The 18382-nt window shown below is 65.9% G+C and carries 15 protein-coding genes; 3 read left to right on the forward strand and 12 right to left on the reverse strand.

Going from position 1 to position 18382, the window contains the following annotated elements; translation table 11 throughout:
• Positions 1-9: 9 nt before the first annotated feature.
• From xylA to ACOXXX_RS12130, 10 genes are all read right to left on the reverse strand, one after another.
• Entirely contained in the window at positions 10-1305 is a 1296-nt protein-coding gene (xylA, locus tag ACOXXX_RS12085; protein WP_422826840.1) for a xylose isomerase, read from the reverse strand.
• A gap of 21 nt (positions 1306-1326) precedes the next feature.
• Entirely contained in the window at positions 1327-1989 is a 663-nt protein-coding gene (locus ACOXXX_RS12090) for a ThuA domain-containing protein (protein ID WP_422826841.1), read from the reverse strand.
• Positions 1986-3062: a Gfo/Idh/MocA family protein gene (locus ACOXXX_RS12095; RefSeq protein WP_422826842.1), complete on the reverse strand. Its 1077-nt coding sequence runs from the start codon at positions 3060-3062 to the stop codon at positions 1986-1988. Before ACOXXX_RS12095 ends, ACOXXX_RS12090 begins: the two co-directional genes overlap by 4 nt.
• Positions 3059-4069: an ABC transporter ATP-binding protein gene (locus ACOXXX_RS12100; protein ID WP_422826843.1), complete on the reverse strand. Its 1011-nt coding sequence runs from the start codon at positions 4067-4069 to the stop codon at positions 3059-3061. Before ACOXXX_RS12100 ends, ACOXXX_RS12095 begins: the two co-directional genes overlap by 4 nt.
• Positions 4062-5702 carry a glycoside hydrolase family 43 protein gene (locus tag ACOXXX_RS12105; protein ID WP_422826844.1) on the reverse strand — a complete coding sequence of 547 codons (1641 nt, stop codon included), beginning with the start codon at positions 5700-5702 and terminating at the stop codon, positions 4062-4064. Before ACOXXX_RS12105 ends, ACOXXX_RS12100 begins: the two co-directional genes overlap by 8 nt.
• A gap of 3 nt (positions 5703-5705) precedes the next feature.
• A complete protein-coding gene (locus ACOXXX_RS12110; protein ID WP_422826845.1) occupies positions 5706-6536 on the reverse strand; it encodes a carbohydrate ABC transporter permease in 831 nt (276 codons plus the stop codon).
• Complete coding sequence (locus tag ACOXXX_RS12115; protein ID WP_422826846.1) at positions 6533-7465, reverse strand: carbohydrate ABC transporter permease; 933 nt, start codon at positions 7463-7465, stop codon at positions 6533-6535. The genes ACOXXX_RS12110 and ACOXXX_RS12115 overlap by 4 nt, the downstream gene beginning before the upstream one ends.
• Before the next feature lie 57 nt (positions 7466-7522).
• The gene (locus ACOXXX_RS12120; protein ID WP_422826847.1) at positions 7523-8782 is read right to left on the reverse strand and encodes an ABC transporter substrate-binding protein; all 1260 of its coding nucleotides are present in this window, start codon (positions 8780-8782) and stop codon (positions 7523-7525) included.
• A 136-nt stretch (positions 8783-8918) separates the two neighbouring features.
• Entirely contained in the window at positions 8919-9941 is a 1023-nt protein-coding gene (locus tag ACOXXX_RS12125) for a LacI family DNA-binding transcriptional regulator (protein ID WP_422826848.1), read from the reverse strand.
• Between the two features lie 143 nt (positions 9942-10084).
• The gene (locus tag ACOXXX_RS12130; protein WP_422826849.1) at positions 10085-10954 is read right to left on the reverse strand and encodes a LysR family transcriptional regulator; all 870 of its coding nucleotides are present in this window, start codon (positions 10952-10954) and stop codon (positions 10085-10087) included.
• A gap of 101 nt (positions 10955-11055) precedes the next feature.
• On the opposite strand from ACOXXX_RS12130, the gene ACOXXX_RS12135 reads away from it, so the two are divergent.
• Together ACOXXX_RS12135 and ACOXXX_RS12140 are read left to right on the forward strand one after the other, a co-directional pair.
• Positions 11056-12615 (forward strand): proton-conducting transporter membrane subunit, encoded by a 1560-nt coding sequence (locus tag ACOXXX_RS12135; RefSeq protein WP_422826850.1) that lies wholly within the window; start codon positions 11056-11058, stop codon positions 12613-12615.
• Between the two features lie 16 nt (positions 12616-12631).
• Positions 12632-14992, forward strand: a complete 2361-nt coding sequence (locus ACOXXX_RS12140; protein ID WP_422826851.1) for a YbcC family protein — start codon at positions 12632-12634, stop codon at positions 14990-14992.
• Between the two features lie 54 nt (positions 14993-15046).
• On the opposite strand, the gene ychF is transcribed toward ACOXXX_RS12140, so the two are convergent.
• Positions 15047-16144, reverse strand: a complete 1098-nt coding sequence (gene ychF / locus ACOXXX_RS12145) for a redox-regulated ATPase YchF (RefSeq protein WP_422826852.1) — start codon at positions 16142-16144, stop codon at positions 15047-15049.
• Positions 16145-16212: 68 nt separating this feature from the next.
• Entirely contained in the window at positions 16213-17574 is a 1362-nt protein-coding gene (locus ACOXXX_RS12150; protein WP_422826853.1) for an MATE family efflux transporter, read from the reverse strand.
• Between the two features lie 169 nt (positions 17575-17743).
• Between ACOXXX_RS12150 and ACOXXX_RS12155 the strand changes: the two genes are divergently transcribed.
• Positions 17744-18382 carry a DUF2461 domain-containing protein gene (locus ACOXXX_RS12155; protein WP_422826854.1) on the forward strand — a complete coding sequence of 213 codons (639 nt, stop codon included), beginning with the start codon at positions 17744-17746 and terminating at the stop codon, positions 18380-18382.

Here is an 18382-nt window from a genome sequence, read left to right on the forward strand (position 1 = left end):
TCCCGCGTCTCAGACGTATCGATTGACGATATTTTCCAGCTTTTCCTGCTGGCCCGAGCGCGGCTCCGGATTCAGGTTATCCGCCTCAACCCGTGCGGCAACCGTTTCCAGATCACTCGCCAGCATTTTCTTGGCGGCGTCGGTGTCCCATCCGGCGTAGCGGGCGCGGCGCGGCGCCTCGAGCGCATCGTCCTCGAGCATGCGCGCCGCCGCCTTGAGCCCGCGCGCGCAGACGTCCATCGCGCCCGCATGGGCGGCGATGAGGTCGGACGGGTCCAGCGACTGCCGCCGCAGCTTGGCGTCGAAGTTGGTGCCGCCACGCCCGAAACCGCCAGCCTTTAGTACTTCGTAATAGGCCAGCGCCACCTCGGGCACGTTGTTGGGGAACTGGTCGGTGTCCCAACCCGACTGGTAATCGTTGCGGTTCATGTCGATGGACCCGAGGATGCCCAACTCGCGCGCCAGCGCCAGTTCGTGTTCGAACGAATGGCCTGCAAGGATCGCGTGGCCCTGTTCGATGTTGACCTTGACCTCCTGCTCCAGTCCGAACCGCTGAAGGAAACCGAATACCGTCGCGACGTCATAGTCGTACTGGTGCTTCGTCGGCTCCTGCGGTTTCGGTTCGATCAGGATCTGACCCTCAAAGCCGATCTTGTGCTTGTAATCGACGACCATCGACAGGAAGCGGCCCATGTGATCCAGCTCCTGCCCCATGTCGGTGTTCAGCAGCGTCTCGTAGCCTTCGCGGCCCCCCCAGAGCACGTAGTTTTCACCCTTGAGGCGGTGCGTGGCATCCAGACAGTTCTTCACCGTCGCCGCCGACCAGGCATAGACATCCGGGTCGGGGTTGGTCGCGGCGCCCGACATGAAACGACGGTGCGAAAAGAGGTTCGCGGTGCCCCAGAGCAGCCGGGTCTTCGAGCTTTCCATCTTCTGTTCGAAGAGGTCGATGATCTCGTCGAAATTGCGTTTGCTTTCGGCAAAGCTGTCGCCCTCGGGTCGGATGTCGTGGTCGTGCCAGCAGAAGAACGGCACGCCCAGGATGTCGAACATCTCGAACGCGATCTCGGCCTTGAGGCGCGCGCCCTCCATGGTTTCGCCCCACCACGGACGGTCGAAGGTCTGGCCGCCGAACGGGTCGCCGCCGGGCCACGCGAAGCTGTGCCAATAGGCGACGGCAAAGCGCAGGTGATCCTCCATGCGCTTGCCCATGACCGTTTCGTCAGGGTCGTAGTGCCGGAACGCCAGATCTTCGGCGTCGGGGTCGTAGCGCAGCTTGGCGATGCCGTTGAAAAAGTTGCTCATCTCGGCGGCTCTCCTCTTGTCTTATGGTTTGGATTGGGATGACGCGGCCCAGACCAGGCCACGACGCAGGATTTCACGCGCTTGCGGGTGCGACAGCTCGGTCGCCTCGTGCCCCAGCGCAGAATAAAAGACCCGGCCTGCACCGAACCGGCGGGTCCAGACCACCGGCATCACGGTTCCGGCGGTCTCGGGCGCATGTTGGCCCGAAAAGGTCGTTGTCGCCAGCACTTCGTTGCCGGGATCGACATGCATGAAATACTGTTCGGAGTGGTAGTCGAAGCTGTCGATGCCCTGCATCAGCGGGTGATCGGGCTGCGTCACCTCGACCCGGTAGTCGATGAAATCGCCCGGATGCGCGACCCACTGGCCGCCGACCATGAACTGATAGGCGGGCGCATCGCGAAACGCGTCCCCCATGCCGCCGTGAAAGCCGCCCAGCCCCACGCCGCCCCGCACCGCGCTGCACAGCCGGTCGATGCCGTCGCGGTCCGACGCGACCTGCGTGACCATCGGCACGATCAGGCTGTAAGCGCTCAGGTCATCCGATGTCAGCACGCCGGTGCCCTGGACCGAGGTGACCGCCATCCCTTCCTGTTCGAGCAAGGCCGATACGACCGCCGCGCAGGCTTCGGGATCGTGTCCTTCCCAGCCGCCCCAGAAAATAAGCGCGCGCGCATCGGTCATGTCAGCTCCGTTTCCAGCGCCTGCGGCCGTGCGCAGGTGCTTGTGACGTTGATCGTGGTCTTGCTGTCTGCCGCCCGGTGCAGCGCGTCGATGATTTCAAGCACGTGCAGCGCCAGCGCCCCGCTGGCCCGGTGGTCGCGGCTGTCGCGGATTGCGGACGCCATGTCGGCCAGCCCGATGCCGCGCCAGTTGTCGGCGCCATAGGGCCTGTCGGACGCGGGAAGCGCGGTGCCGTCGCCCAGCGTCACCTCGCCATCAAACCGGTTGGGGTCGGGCAGGCGCATCGACCCGCCTATGCCATAAAGCTCAAGCGGGCTGTGCCAGTGCGCTGCGACGTCAAAGCTCATGGCGATCTGCACCAGCGCGCCGGTCTCGAACGCCAGCAGGCCCAGCAGATGGGTGTCTACCTCGACCGGGACGGTCTGCCCGGCGCGGTCCCCGGTGGCGATGCGCCGTTCGCTGCGCGGACGGCCCGACATCGACGCGACCTCGCGCACCGGGCCCAGCAGGTTCACCAGCGCGGTCAGGTAATACGGCCCCATGTCCATCAGCGCGCCGCCGCCCGGATGGCTGTAGTAGAAGTCGGGGTTGGGGTGCCAGCGTTCGTGGCCCGCGACCATCATCGTGGCACTGCCGCCGATGGGGCGCCCGACCCGCCCGGCATCCAGCACCGCGCGCGCCGTCTGGTGGCCACCACCCATAAAGGTGTCGGGCGCGCAACCGATCCGCAGGCCCCTGTCATCCGCCAGCCGCACAAGCGTCTGCGCGTCGCTCAGCGAAGCCGAAAGCGGCTTTTCCAGGTAAAGGTGCTTGCCCGCCTCCAGCACCTGCCGGCCAACCGGCGCATGGGCGGCGGGGATGGTCAGGTTCAGCACGATATCGATGTCATCGCGGGCCAGAAGGTCGTCCACGGACAGGGCGGGCACGCCCCGCACCTTGGCCACAGCCTCTGCCGCCTCGGGCCGCACGTCCGCGACGGCGCGCAGCGACAGGCCGGGCAGGCGGGCGATGTTGTCCAGATAGATGCCGCTGATCACGCCGCAGCCGATGATGCCGATGCCCGTATCGCTCATGCGGCGGGCCTTTCGATCCGGCGTCCGTCCTCATCGAACAGGTGGAAGCGGTCGGGATCGGCGCGCAGCTTCAGATGCTCTCCGTCCTTCAGGCGGATATGCCCCGGCAGGCGCACGGTCATTTCGCCCACGCCGTCGACCCGCACATAGGCGATGGTGTCCGACCCCAAGGTTTCCACCACGCGGGCCCTGGTTTCCCAGCCGTCGCCATCGGTGACCTCGACATCCTCGGGGCGGATGCCCACCGTCGCGATGTCGGGTCTGCCCACGGCCTTGCCGGGCAGAAGGTTCATCTTGGGTGATCCGATAAAACCCGCGACAAAGACCGAGGCGGGCGTGTCGTAAAGGTCCATCGGCGTGCCAATCTGTTCGATGCGGCCCTTGTTCATCACCACGATCTGATCGGCCAGCGTCATCGCCTCGACCTGGTCATGGGTGACGTAGATCATCGTTGAGTCGATGGACTGGTGCAGCTCGGCCAGCTCCACCCGCATCTGGGTGCGCAGCGCCGCATCGAGGTTCGACAGCGGTTCATCGAACAGAAACACCTTGGGGTTGCGCACGATGGACCGCCCGATGGCGACACGCTGGCGCTGACCGCCCGAGAGTTCGGATGGTTTGCGATCCAGGTAGTCCTCAAGCGCCAGGATCCGCGCCGCCTCGGCCAGCCGCCTTTCACGCTCCTCGGTCGGCACGTTCGATATGCGCAGGCCAAAGTCGATGTTCCGCGCGACGGACATATGCGGGTAAAGCGCGTAGGACTGGAACACCATCGAGATGCCGCGCTTCGACGGCTCATCCTCTGTCACGTCGGTCCCGCCGATGCGGACCGTGCCGCTGGTTGGCCGTTCCAGCCCGGCGATGAGCCGCAAGAGCGTGGACTTGCCGCAGCCAGACGGGCCGACCAGCACGGTGAAGGATTTGTCGGGCACGTTCAGCGACAGATCGGGGATGACCGTGAGGCTGCCGAAGGACTTGGTGACGTTCTCAAGACGGACTTCAGCCATGCCGGGCCTCATAGGTAAACGACAGGAAATCGGCGTAGCGGCCCCGGCCCGAGGTATCGTGGGCACAGATGCCGACGAAGGCGCCGGTAAAGTTGTTGCCGGGGCCATTGCCCGCCTCGTCGGAAATCGCGGACTGGTCGAGCGTGACGCCCGCGTCGGTCCAGTCGCCGTCGCCAAGGGCATAGCGGAACCGCAGCGTCGGCCCGTCAACATCGCAGCCCAGCCGGACCGGGCCGATGCCTGGCAGCGGAACCGGGGCGATCGGATAGTCGATCCGCGCGTCGGGCCAATCGGCAGCGCAGCTGTAGATCGTCAGGACCCGTGCGCCATCCTCATCCGCGGTGACGGCAAGGTAATGGAACTTGTTGCGCCCGTACCAGGCGATGAGGCCCGCGAAATGCTGGTAATCGCCGGGCGTCAGCGCGATCTCGGTCTCGGCGGCAAACGCTAGCGCGTCTTGACGGCGGGCGACCAGCGCGTGTTCGAATTGCGAACCTGGGCTTTCGCGCCCGAAGATCCGCAGCGCGCCGGGGCGTTCGGTGGTCGAGAAGAGGCGCGCGTGTTCGGGCGTGCGCAGCCACTGGAATTCGGGCGGCAGGCCGTCCTCGAACGTGCGGTGTGGCGGGATCGTCTCAACCGGCGCTTCGGGAAGGTCGGGGCCATCTATCTCGACCGCGGGTGCCACCCCGCCGTGGGCCAGCCGGGGAAACGCGCCGTCCTCCCACACCAGCCGCTGGATCGCGGTTTCGCGCCCCAGCGGCGACCGGCGCACGTCGTCGGCATGGATGCCCGCGCCTGTCAACTCGGTCCGGGTTTCGGGCAGGGGGCGCGAACACAGGTGGACCATGAAATGCTCACCCGTCTGCGTTTCCACGATGTCGGCATGGCCCGCGCGTTGCAGCAGATGATCGGGGGCGGTGTCCTTCGCCGTCAGCACGTGCTTTGCCGGATCGGTCTCGTAGGGGCCGAAGAGATCGCGCGACCGCGCCATGGTCACCGCATGGTCATAGCCGGTGCCGCCCTCTGCCGTCAGCAGGTAGTACCAGCCGTCGCGGCGATACAGGTGCGGCCCCTCGACCAGCTTGTGATCGGTGCCGCGGTAGATGTTGCGCACCTCGCCCACCAGCCGCTGCGCCGCGACGTCGTATTCCTGGATCACGATCCCGCCGAACCGGTCGCCACCCTGCTTGTTGTGGTTCCAGATCATGTTGAGCAGCCACTTGCGCCCGTCCGCATCGTGAAAGAGCGACGGATCGAAGCCAGAGGAATTGAGGGTGATCCGGTCCGACCAGGGCCCGTCGATCGTGGGCGCGGTGACAAGATAGTTGTGGCTGTCCTTCCACGCGCCGTCGCGGCGTTTCATGTCGGTGTAGATCAGCCAGAACTGCCCGTCCGCATGGCTGAGGCAGGGCGCCCAGACGCCGCCCGAATCCGGATCGCCGCGCATGTCCAACTGGGCCGCGCGGGTCAGCGGGCGGGTCACCAGCCGCCAGTTCTTGAGGTCGCGCGAATGATGGATCTGCACGCCCGGGTACCACTCGAACGTCGAGGTGGCGATGTAGTAGTCATCGCCCACCCGAACGATGGACGGGTCGGGGTTGAAGCCGGGCAGGATGGGATTGGATATTTTCAACGGTCAGCCTTTCACGGCACCGCCGGTCAGACCGGCGACGATGTATTTCTGGGCGGCAAGGAAGAAGACGACCGCGGGCACCAGCGACAGCGTCACGAAGGCCAGCGTCTGGTTCCACTGGGTCACGTATTCGCCGCGGTACTGCATCATGCCCAGGGGCCAGGTGAAGACCTCGCGGCTGTTGAGCACGACCAGCGGCAGCAGGAAGTTGTTCCAGCTTTGCACGAAGACGAAGACGCCGACGGTGGCCAGGATCGGGGTCGAAAGCGGCAGCGTGAACATCACGAAGAACCGCACGTAGCCGCAGCCGTCGATATAGGCGGCTTCGAAAAGTTCGCGCGGCAGCTGCGCAAAGAATGTCCGGAAGAGCAGAATGGCGAGGCTGAGGCCAAAGGCCGTCTGCGGCAGGATGACGGCCCAGTAGGTATCCAGCAGGCCGATGTCGCGAATCTTGATGAAAAGCGGCAGGATCGCGGTGGCAAAGGGGAACATCAGCCCCAGCAGCAGGTAAGAGAACAGGAAGTTCGACCCGAAGAACTTGATCTGCGCAAAGACGTAGGCCGCCGCCGCGCCGACGATCAGCGTCAGGATCACCGCCGCCGACGAGATCAGCATCGAATTGCCCAGGTAGCGCCAGAACGCCGGATCGCTCAGGATCGCTCCGTAGAATTCGGTGTTGAACGCGTCGGGCACCGCAAAGGCCGCCGTCCGGATTTCGGCATTGGTCTTGAACCCGCCCATCACCGTGGCCCAGAGCGGGGCAAGCACGAAGCTTGCCACGATCAGCAGCAGGCTGAGCCGCGCGACGTTGCGCCAGACGTTCGGACCGGTCATGCCGTGCCTTTCTTCATGAAGATGCGCTGGTAGAACACCGCCACCAGCACCGCGACGACGAAGAGCACCACGCCGACCGCGCTGCCGAACCCGATGCGCAGCCGCGTGAGGCCGAATTCGTACAGGTAGGTGACGATGGTATGCGTCTGGTTCGACGGCCCGCCATTGGTGAGCGGGATGATCACGTCAAAGACCTGCAGCGCGCCGATGATGGCAAAGAACGCGCTGACCGCGATGGCCGGTTTGATGTGCGGGATCTGCACGTGCCGCACGATCTGGGTGCGGCTTGCCCCCTCGATCTGCGCCGCCTCGATCTGGTCGTCGGGCACCCCCTGAAGGGCGGCGATGTAGATCATCATGTGAAAGCCGAAATACTTCCAGACGATCACCACCATGATCGCGTAGAAGGCCAGTTCGCGGTCCGCCAGAACAAAGAACCGGTCGATGCCGAGCGATGCGGCGATCGAGGCGGTGACGCCGTAATTGCCGTCAAAGACAAAGCTCCAGATCAGGCCCGCGGCGACCTCGGCCATGATGTAGGGGACAAAGAAGATCAGGCGGAAGACCGCGTTGGTGGGGGTCTTGCGGTAGATCAGAAGGGCCAGCAGCAGCGCCAGAGGCATCTGGACCAGCAGCGAGATGGCGACGATCTTGACCGTGTTCCAGACCGCGACGGAAAATACCGAATGGCCGAACATCTGTTCAAAGTTGCGCAGACCGACATAGTCCTCTGGCGTGCCGTAGCCGTTCCAGTCGTAAAAGGCATAAAGGCCAGACTCGCCCAGCGGCAGGATCACGAAGAGCGTGAACAGGATCAGCGCGGGCGGCAGCAGGATCAGCCCGGCCGTCAGCCGACCGTTCGTCGCGGCGCGGCGCACGCGGTCGCCGAAGGCCTGCCTGCGGTCGGGCGGCAGCATCGTGTCGGACATCGGATCGTTCCCCAAGGCGGATGGTGGCGCGCCCCGGTCGGGACGCGCCGGATCGGATCAGCGGAAGTTCCAGGCCTCCTGGACCCGTTCGGCCGCTTCCTCGGGCGTGGTGGCCCCGGCGATCAGGTCGGCGGATACGTCGTTGACCGTGGCCCCGACAGACGCCCCCAGAAACTGATCAAGGAAGATCTGGTGATAGTCAGAGCCCTTGATGTCCTGCGCGACCCGCTGGAAGAAGGCGTTGGACAGGGCGGCGTCTGCGCCTTCGACGATGGGGATGAAGATCCCGCGCTCGGCGATGGTTTCCTGGTTTTCTTGGTTCAGCATGAAGGACAGGAAATCGACCGCCTGGTCCGAGGCATCTGCCGTCACGGCCCAGCCGTTGATCCCGCCCAGCGTCGCGCCGTCGCCGCCTTCGGTCACAGGGTCCGAGATGGTGGGGAAGGGGATGATGGCCAGCTGGTCATCCGACAGGCCGACGCCGTCAGTGGCCCGGCCACGCATGGGCAGGTAATCCCAGTCGCCCATCAGGTGAAACGCCCCTCCGCCATCGGCGAACATGCCAGAGGCGGTTTCGTAGGTGGTGCCCATCACGCCCGGCTGGAACGGCTCCAGCGCGACAAGCTCTTCCAGATCGCGGCCTGCGGCTACAAAGGCCTCGTTCTCGAACCCGTTGCCCTCACCGGTCATGGCGGTGGTCACGACATCGGGTCCGCCTTCGCGCAGCGCCAGGTAGCTCCAGTAAAAGTGGACGGGCCACTTGTCCTGACCGCCCGCGATGATCGGGGTGACGCCCGCATCCTTAAGCGTCTGCACCGCCGACAGGAAGTCATCCCAGGTTTCGATGGCTGTGTGATCGACGCCGGCCTGTTCGGTCAGGTCGGTGTTGACCCAGAACACCACCTCGGTCGCGTAAAGCGGCAGGCCGACCAGCGATCCGTCCACGGTATAGGCGTTCAGCGCCGCTTCGGGGAAGGTGGCGCGGGTCTCGTCGCTCAGCACATCGTCGATGGCGCGCAGGAAACCGGCTTCGGACTGTTCGCGCAGGGTTTCCCCACCCCAGGAATAAAACACGTCGGGCCGCGCGTTCGACTGCAGCAGTGTCGGCAGCTTGGATTTGTAGGCTTCGTTCGCGATGTATTCGAAAACGACATCCACATCCGGGTTTTCCGCCTCGTAGGCCTGTTCGACCTCGGCATAGAACGCCTGCTCCTCGTCGCTGGGCTGCACGCGAAGGATGTTCACCTCCGTCTGCTGGGCAAGGGCGCTGCCCGCGCCAAGCGCGATGGCAAGCGCCGTGGTTGCGTAAAGTTTCATGTGGTGTCCTCCCGGGTGAAACGATTTCGTTCGTCAGTGTTTTGACTAACGTACGTCAAAAATTGACGAGGTAAAGCGGAATTGCGCGGACCGGGGCGGCCCGCCGGGGTGATCCTGCAATTTCAGATGGTCCGGTTCAGGGCAGGTTGTCGCGCAGGAAAATCTCGATCCCGACGCGATTTTCGTCTTTGTGAAAGGGTTTACCCTGCGCCAGGGCCAATAGCGTGCGGACGGCTGAACGCGCTTCTCTGGCGGGATCCTGCCGAATGACGGCGTCAATCCGACCCGTCAAAAGCCAGCGCCGCGAATGCTCGGTCAGTTCGTGCACCACGACCGTCGGGGTTGTGCGAATCGTGTTCAGCGCCGCAACCACGCCGCGGTTGCCCGCGCCCAGGCTGTAGACCCCCACGATGCCATCGGTCGATGCCAGCAAGGCGGTCAACTGCGCCTCGGCCAGTTCGGCATTGTCGCGCGCCTCAAGCGGCGGCAACGCTTCGAGATGCGGGAAATCCTCGGCCAGCACCTGGCGAAAGCCGGCGTAGCGGGCGGCATGGTCCTGCATCATCAGGGCCCCCGCGACGACCGCGATCTTGCCGGGCGTCGCGGCGCAGAACCGGCCCAGAAGCCGCCCCGCCGTGCGCCCCGCCCAGATATTGTCGATGCCGATGAAATGCGTGCGCAGGTCGGCCGGCAGGTCCGACACCAGCGTGACCACCGGAAGCTCTTTCCCGCGCAAGGTCTTCACCGCGTCGCGGACCTCGGGCGAATCCACCGCGACGAAGGCGACACCGTCAAAGGCGCCGGTGTCCATGGCGTTGAGTTCACCGGACAGCGCTGCCCCGTCGAAGGGCGGCACCATGCGCACCACCACATCGACGCCTTCGGCCACCAGCGGTTCGGCATAGGATGCGACCTCGGCCTCGAGGTTGCGCATGAAACTGTTGGCCCCGCCGGGCAGAAGGAACAGGAACCGCGTGCGCCGCTGCCGCGACAGGTTCGCCGCCGCGGTGTTGCGGACATAGCCCAGGGCGCGCACCGCCTCTTCGACCTTCTCGCGGGTCGAGGCCTTGACGGAGTTGCGCCCGTTGAGGACACGGTCGACGGTGGACAGGCTGACATTTGCGACGCGCGCCACGTCATGAATGGTCGATCTTGTCATCCGGAGCCTTCCGACGCTTTGCCGTTAACGGTAACAGTTTCACACATTTTCCTGAATATGCGCAAATTTGCAGGTCTGTCCCCCCCTTTTGCGGCCGGACGGTCCCGTTTGGGGTGCGATTGCCAAGTCCCGTGCGGTCCGTCCTAGCCCAGCAGTTCCGCGACAAGGGGGTTCGGAAACCGCCGGTCCAATGTCACCACAAAGAACGCCTCTTCGATGCCGTCCAGAAGCGCTGCCTCGGTCAAAATGCCGTCGGACAGTTCGTCCTGCACAACGATGGGCGGGATCACCGCCAGCCCCGCATCCTGTCGCGCTAGCAGGCGCAGCATCGCCATGTCGTCCGCCTCGGCCGCGATCTGCGGGGACACGCCCAAGCGTGACAACAGCGCGTCAAACCCTGTGCGCAGCGCGGTTTCCGGTGTCGGCAGGATCAGCGGTTCGGACGACAGCAGGTCAATGAGGGTGCGGGGCGGCGTGCCGACCCGTGCGGGGGTTCCGATCAGGCTGACCCGCTGTTCGGACAGGCGCTGGACGATGTAGCGGCTGACCGTGTCACGCGCCGGCGACAGGTTCGTCAGCACCATGTCGAGCGCCATCGCCTCGAGCCCGCGCAGCAGGTCGGCCTGGCTGCCCGAGCGCAGCACCACCTCGACGTCGCGGCGGCCGATCAGCGGCTGCAGAAGCTTGATCTGGAAGTTACGAGACAGCGTGGCCAGCGCACCGACCCGAAGCGCGCGCCGCCCGCCGCCGCTTTCGCGCAGGGTGGCGGTCAGATCTTCGGCGGTGCGAAAGATCGATTCGGCGTGATCCAGAGCGATTCGCCCCGCCTCGGTCAGGATCAGGCTGCGGCCCCGACGCTCGAACAAATCCTGGCCCAGCGACGCTTCGAGCGTTCTGATCTGCGTCGACAGGGCCGACTGCGACAGGTTCAGCGTGCGCGCGGCACCGGTCAGGGTGCCATCATGGGCGACCGCCCGGAAAAGCCGCAGATGGTGCAGGTTCAGGTTCGACATGGTTCTATAATATAGAACGTTTTCGTTTAATATAAGTAATTTCTTTATTCATGGCGCAGCGCTAGCTCCTCGTGAAACCCACCAAGAGATGGAGGTGCGCGATGTCGCCCGTTTTGACGATACTGCTTCTGGCCCCACTGGTGCTGCTGTGTGCATCCGCCGCCTATGCCCTGCGCCTGGTCGGCACGACGCAACGGCGCAGCGGTGTGTCCGAAGCGGCGGCCCTTGCCGCCCTGGCCTTTGCGACGGTGTCCGGCCTTCTGATGCTGACCGACGGCCCGGTCACGCTGCAGGCGTCCGCCGCCCCCTGGCTGGCGCTGCGTCTTGATCCGGTGAGCGCCACGATGATGCTTCTGGTCGCCTTCGTCGGCTGGATCGTCATGCGCTATTCCCGGACCTACCTTGACGGGGAGCCGCGCGAGGCGGTGTTCCATGCGCGGATGCTGGCCACGCTGGCGGCGGTGTTGCTGCTGGTGCTGTCGGGCTCGCTTGTCGTGCTCGCGGCGGCCTTCATGCTGGTGGGCATGAGCTTGCGGTCGCTGCTGCTGTTCTACGATGACCGGCCCGAGGCGCGCCGCGCGGCGACCAAGTTCACGCTGGTCTGGGGGTTGGCCGACGTGGCGCTGATCGGCGCAACCGCGCTCTTCTGGCTCGACCAGGGCAGTGTTGTGATTGCCGACATCGCGGCGGGCGCGCAGGACGGCCTGTCCTATGCAGGCTCTGCGGCGGTGGCGCTGCTGGTGCTGGTGGCCGCGCTGAAAACCGCGGCCTTTCCGGTGCACGGCTGGCTGACCGAGGTGATGGAGGCGCCGACGCCGGTGTCTGCCCTTCTGCACGCGGGGATCATCAACTCCGGCGGCTTCGTCCTCATCCGGATGGCCGAGGCGGTGCAGGCCACCCCCGGCGCCATGGCCGCGCTGGTGATGATCGGCGGGTTCACCGCCCTGTTCGGCGCGGTCGTCATGTTGACCCAGAACGCGGTCAAGACGGCGCTGGCCTGGTCCACGATCAGCCAGATGGGTTTCATGCTGCTGCAATGCGGGCTTGGCCTTTGGGCGCTGGCGTTGCTGCACATCGTGGCGCATTCGCTTTACAAGGCGCATGCCTTCCTGAGCTCTGGCTCGGCGATCGGGGCGGTGGCCTCGGTACGGCGGCCCGGGCCGGTGGCGGCCCCGAATTTCAAGGCGGTGGCCAAGGCCTTTGGCATCGCGCTGGTGCTTTACGGCGTGGTCGCCGGGGGCTTTATCGCCCTGATCGGGCCGAAGTCGGCGCAGGCGCTGGCGCTGGGCGTGATTCTGATCTTCGGCGTCGCCTACCTGATCGCGCAGGGTTTGGCGGATGCCGCCCCGGCGGAACTGACCAAGCGCACGACGCTCACGTCGCTGGCCGCGGCGCTGGCCTACTTCGCTTTTCAGCTGGTGGCGAAAGGCCTTTGGGGCGCGTCCCTGCCAGAACCGCCGGTGCCCGGGGCGCTGGAATGGGCGATGATCGTGCTGGCGCTGATGTCCTTCGGGCTGGTGGCGGTGGCGCAGGCGCTTTTTCCGCTGTGGGCGCACCATCCGTCCACGGCGGGCCTGCGGGTGCACATCGCAAACGGGCTTTACCTCAACACCCTGCTCGACCGTCTGATCGGCGGGCTGCGGGTCCAGAAGCATTCTTGATCGAAGGGGAAAACCGATGTTTCTCAAGCATGACAAGATCGAACCGGCGCGGGTCACCAACTTGCTGAAAGCCGCCGAAGCCGCCGCGCGGCAGGTGCCGCCGGCCTTTCCGCTGGACGCCACCGTCGCGGTGAACCCCTTTTTGGGCCAGTCGCACGAGGATCTGGCCCATGCCGCGGCCCGGTTGGGCCGGGTGGCCGGGGCGCGGCTGACGCTGCCCCGCTCGGAATACGCCCGCCTGATCGAAACGGGAGAGATCACCGACGCCGATCTGGCGGCGGCTCTGTTCGACAGCCCTTCGCCATTGAAGCCTGTGGACCTCATGGGACTCAAGGCGCAGCTTCGGCTGCCCGGCAAGGAGCCCGAGGCGCTGCCGACGGTGGCGGACCTTGCGGCCCGGGCCACAGGCACCGACTGGCCCGGCGTGATCCGGCGCAGCGTGGGTCTTTGGGCCGCAGGACATTTCGACCGGGGTCAGGCGCTTTGGACACCGGCGCCGGGGCAAGGCACCTTTGCCGCCTGGCGGGCTTGGGCCACCAATGACCTCACGCCGGAAATCGCCGGGCTGAGCGGGTTCTGCGCCCATGTGGCAGAGGCGCCGGATACGGCAGAGCGGGCGATCCTGCGCGCGTCGGAAACACTGGCCCTGACCGAGGCCGCGGCGGAAACCGCGTTCCACCGGCTTTATGCCGATCTGGGCGGCTGGGCGCAGCATGCCCGCTGGCTTTTGTGGACGGCCGAGTTGGATGGGCGCAGCGATCAGGCGCTGACCGACCTTCTGGCGGTCCGGATGATCTGGGAGGAGGCGCTTTTCCGGCACGTGCCCGGCTTGGCGGACGACTGGGCAAAGGTCGTGGCGTCACATGAGGCACCTGTCGAACCCGACACGGATGAGGTCACCGACGCCATCCTGCAAGAGGCGCGCGAGCGCGGATTCCAGCGGCGGATGGCGGCGGAACTGGCGATCCCCACGGGGAGGACGGACCGGCCCAGCATGCAGGTGGCCTGTTGCATCGATGTCCGTTCGGGCCCGCTGCGGCGGGCGCTGGAAGAGCTTGATCCCGCCATCGACACGATCGGCTTTGCGGGCTTCTTCGGCCTTCCCGTGTCGCACCGGGCGCATGGCACCGACCTGTCGGACCCGCATCTGCCCGCGCTGCTAAGCCCGGCGCTTCACGCCTCCAGCCATCTGGATGCGGCGCCCGAACAGGCGGCGCGCATCCGCGCCCGGACCGTGCGGGCCTGGGGCCGGTTCCGGCAGGCTGCGGTGTCGTCCTTCGCCTTTGTAGAGGCGGCAGGGCCGGTCTACGTGACCAAGCTGGTGCGCGATGCGCTTGGGCTGGGAGGTGAGCCTGCCGAGGCGTCACCGGCGCCGCGCTTCGATGCCGATCTGTCTGCCGAGGACAAGGCCGGGCTGGCGGCAAAGGTCCTGACCGCGATGAGCCTGACAAAGGGCCACGCGCCGCTGGTCGTCCTGCTGGGGCACGGCGCGTCGACCACCAACAATCCGCATGAAAGCGCCTATCACTGTGGGGCCTGCGGCGGGCAGGCGGGGGACGTTTCGGCGCGGCTGCTGGCCGGGCTGCTGAACGACCACGAAACCCGCGCCGGACTGCCTGCGCATGGGATCGACATCCCCGGGGACACGGTGTTCGTTGCGGGCCTGCACGATACCACCACCGACGCCGTCACGCTCTACCCCGATGATGCAGGGCCGGAGCATGTCGAGAAAATTTCCCAAGCCAAACAGGTCTTGCGGCAGGCGGGCCGGGCGGTTGCCACAGGCCGTGCCGAACGGCTGCCCGGGGCCCGGGCCGATACGGTGGTCAAACGGGCGCTCGACTGGGCTGAGGTGCGCCCGGAATGGGGGCTTGCGGGCTGTGCAGCCTTTGTCGCGGCACCGCGCGCGCATCTGGCCAGGAACCAGCAGGACGGACGGACCTTCCTGCACAGCTACGACTGGACGTCGGACAAGGGCTTTGCCACGCTGGAGCTTATCCTGACCGCCCCTGCGGTGGTGGCCAGCTGGATCAGCCTGCAATACTACGGCTCCGCCGTGGCACCTGAGGTCTTTGGCGGCGGCAACAAGCTGATCCACAACGTCACCAGCGGTATCGGGGTGGTCGAAGGCAACGGTGGCGTTCTGCGGGCCGGATTGCCGAAACAGGCGCTGCACGATGGGGAAAAGCCGGTCCACGATCCGCTGCGGCTGTCGGTCCTGATCGAGGCGCCCGAAGAGGCGATCCAGACCGTGCTGGACCAGCACGACGAGGTGCGCGCGCTCTTTGACAACGGCTGGATGCACCTTTTTGCGTTGAAATCCGGACGCCTCCACGCGCGTTATCGGCCTGGCAAAGGCTGGACCTCGCCCGATTGAGCCAAGGGGTGCGCCTGTCCATCGGGCGCACCTTTACGGCTGATGCCAGGCAGATCAGGTGTTGAAGAGGAAGTGCAGAACGTCGCCGTCCTTGACGGTGTAGCCCTTGCCCTCGGCCCGCATCTTGCCCGCGTCCTTGGCGGCCTGTTCGCCGCCGAGCGTCACGAAATCGTCGTAGGCGATCGTTTCCGCGCGGATGAAGCCACGCTCGAAATCGCCGTGGATCACGCCCGCAGCCTGCGGGGCGAGTGTGCCGGTGCGGATGGTCCAGGCGCGCGCCTCTTTCGGGCCGACGGTAAAATACGTCTCGAGGTGCAGCAGGTCGTAGCCCGCACGGATCAGCCGGTCGAGCCCTGGCTCTTCCAGCCCCATTTCCGACAGGAACATCTCGGCCTCGTCGCTATCGAGCTGTGCAATCTCCTCCTCGATCTTGGCGGAAATCACCACATGCGCATTGCCCTGTTCGGCGGCCATCTTCGCCACGGCTGCGGAATGGGCGTTGCCGGTGGCGCTTTCGTCCTCGGCCACGTTGCAGACGTAAAGCACGGGCTTGGTGGTCAGAAGCTGCAGTAGCTTCCAGGCGCGGGCATCCTCGGCATCGACCGCGACGGTGCGTGCGGGTTTGCCGTCTTCCAGCGCCGCCAGGGCAGCCTTCATCAAACGTTCCTGCTGGATTGCCTCCTTGTCGCCGCCGCGCACCTTGCGGGTGATCGTCTGCAGGCGCTTTTCGATGCTCTCGATGTCGGCGATCATCAGCTCGGTTTCGATCGTGTCGGCATCGGCGACCGGATCGACGCGGCCTTCGACATGGGTCACGTCGCCGTTGTCAAAGCAGCGCAGCACATGGGCGATGGCGTCGACCTCGCGGATGTTGGCCAGGAACTGGTTGCCCAGCCCTTCGCCCTTGGAGGCCCCTTTGACCAGACCGGCGATATCGACAAAGGTCATCCGGGTCGGGATGATCTGTTTCGACTTGGCGATTTCGGCCAGCTTGTCCAGGCGCGCGTCGGGCACGGCCACGTCGCCAACGTTGGGCTCGATGGTGCAGAACGGAAAATTCGCGGCCTGCGCGGCGGCGGTCTTGGTGAGCGCGTTGAAGAGCGTCGATTTGCCGACATTCGGCAGACCCACGATACCCATTCTGAAGCCCATCACATTCTCCTTTGCACGGTCGCGCCGCTTCTAGTGTCGTGGCGGCGTCTGCGCAAGGTGGCGTGTGGTCAGGCGGCGCGCAGATCTGGCAGGGCGCGCAACCACAACCGCCACAAGAGCGCCAGCGCCGCCACGGCCAGCCCCATCACAAGCCCCAGCCAGATGCCGACAGCGCCCCACCCCGCGACAAAGCCGAAGATGTAGGAGGCGGGAATGCCGATGCCCCAATAGGCGACGATCGCCATGATCATCGGCACGCGGGTGTCCTGCATTCCGCGCAGCACGCCCAGGGTGACGACCTGTGCGCCGTCCACCAGCTGAAATAGCGCCGCCACCGCCAGCAGGCTCACACCTGCGGTGATAATCGCCCCGCGCGCCGGGTCGGCGGGGTCTATGAACAGCGCCACCAGCGCCTCGGGCAGGGTCAGGAACAGCACGATGGTCGCCGCCGACATCGCCAGAGACAGGCCCAGCACGGTGCGGGCACCCCGCGCCAGATGCTCGGGCGCGCGGCGGCCCAGAGCATTGCCCGCGCGGATCGTGGCGACGTTGCTCAGCCCCATGTGCACCATGAAGGTCGCCGACGCGGTTTGCAGCGCAATGCCATGCGCGGCCAGCGGGATGGTGCCCAGCCAGCCCATCATGATCGCCGTCGCCTCGAACAGCCCGACCTCGGCCAGCACTGTCAGGCCGATGGGCAGGCCCAGCCAGAACACCCGCGCGAACATCTGTGGGTCGGGCCGCCAGAGCCGTTGGAATATCGCGTGTTCCGGCAGGGCCCGCTGGACATAGATCACACAGCCCAGAAGCGCCGTGGCATGCGACAGGATCGCGGCGATGGCGGCCCCGGCAATGCCCAGTTCGGGCGCGCCCCAGTTGCCGAAGATCAGCGCATAATTGCCCAGCCCGTTGGCCAGCGCCGACAACAGCGTCAGCAGCAGCACCACCCGGGTGCGTTCCAGCGCGGCGAGGTAGCTTTTGAGCACCATGACCAGCAGCGCGGGCAACATGCCGAACCCCGCGATCCGCAGATAGGTCTGCGCATCCGCAGACAATTCGGGCGTCTGGCCCAGGGCCAGCAGAACCGGACCCGAGAACCACAGCACCGGCATCACGCACAGCCAGAACAGCGCCGACAGCCAGAGACCCATGCGCGTCACCCTGCGGATCGTCTGCGCGTCCTCTTCGGCCAGGGACTGCGCGACCAGCGGCATCACCGCCCAGGCAAAGCCGCAGCCCATCAGGAACAGCAGGAAAAACAGGGCCGAGGCCAGCGTCAGCGCGGCCAGCGCCTCGGCCCCGTACCAGCCCAGCATGATGGTGTCGGTGAGGGTGATGGAAAATTGCGCCAGATGCCCGCCGATCAGCGGCAGCCCAAGCGTGAGCACGGCACGGATGTGCTGCGGGTATGTCATCCATGTCTGGCCCATGCCCTGCCTTTAGATCCGGGGACCGCGCCGCGCAAGGGACAGCGTGCTGTTCGGAAATTCGCCAACAGACCGCGCCCCGAATTTGGCGCGACCGGAAACCGGGCAGACTGTGCTAGGCTGTCGGGGCATTTCGAGATTCGTTTTTCAACAAGTGAGTTGGAGGGGCGCCATGACCGCGCCGCAGACCCCGAGCGATATCATTCCCGCGGCACGCGCCTTTCTGCGCGATCTGTCCCAGAACAACAGCCGCGACTGGTTCCACGACCACAAGGCACAGTACGATCGCGTGATCAAGCGCCCGGCACTGAGCCTTCTGGACGCGCTGACCCCGCTGCTGACCGACCTGTCGGGCATGGCGGTCAAGCCAAAGCTTTTCCGTCCGCACCGCGACATGCGGTTTTCCGAGGACAAGACGCCCTATCACACCCATATGCACCTGCTCTGGGCCTGCCCGGACGGGCGCGGCTGGTTCTTCGGCCTGGCCGAAGACTATGCCACGGCGGGGGCGGGCATCATGGTTTTCGATCCCGATCAGCTCGAGGTCTACCGCGAAGACGTCGCGGGCGAGGACGGGGCCGAACTGCAAGAGATCCTGGCCAGGATCGCCGGGCGCATGGATCCGCCCGCGCTCAAACGCGTACCGCCGCCACATCCCGCCGATCACCCCCGGGCCGACCTGTTGCGCCGCAAGGGGCTGGTGGTCTGGCGCGATGACCTGGAAAGCGCCGCGCCGAACGACCCCGAGGTGGCTCTGCGCGCGGCTTTCACGGAACTGGCCCCGCTTCAGGAATGGCTCGAGGGGCTTTGA

It is taken from the genome of Thalassococcus sp. BH17M4-6 (assembly GCF_049323015.1).
In the GTDB taxonomy this organism is placed as follows: Bacteria; Pseudomonadota; Alphaproteobacteria; order Rhodobacterales; family Rhodobacteraceae; genus Puniceibacterium.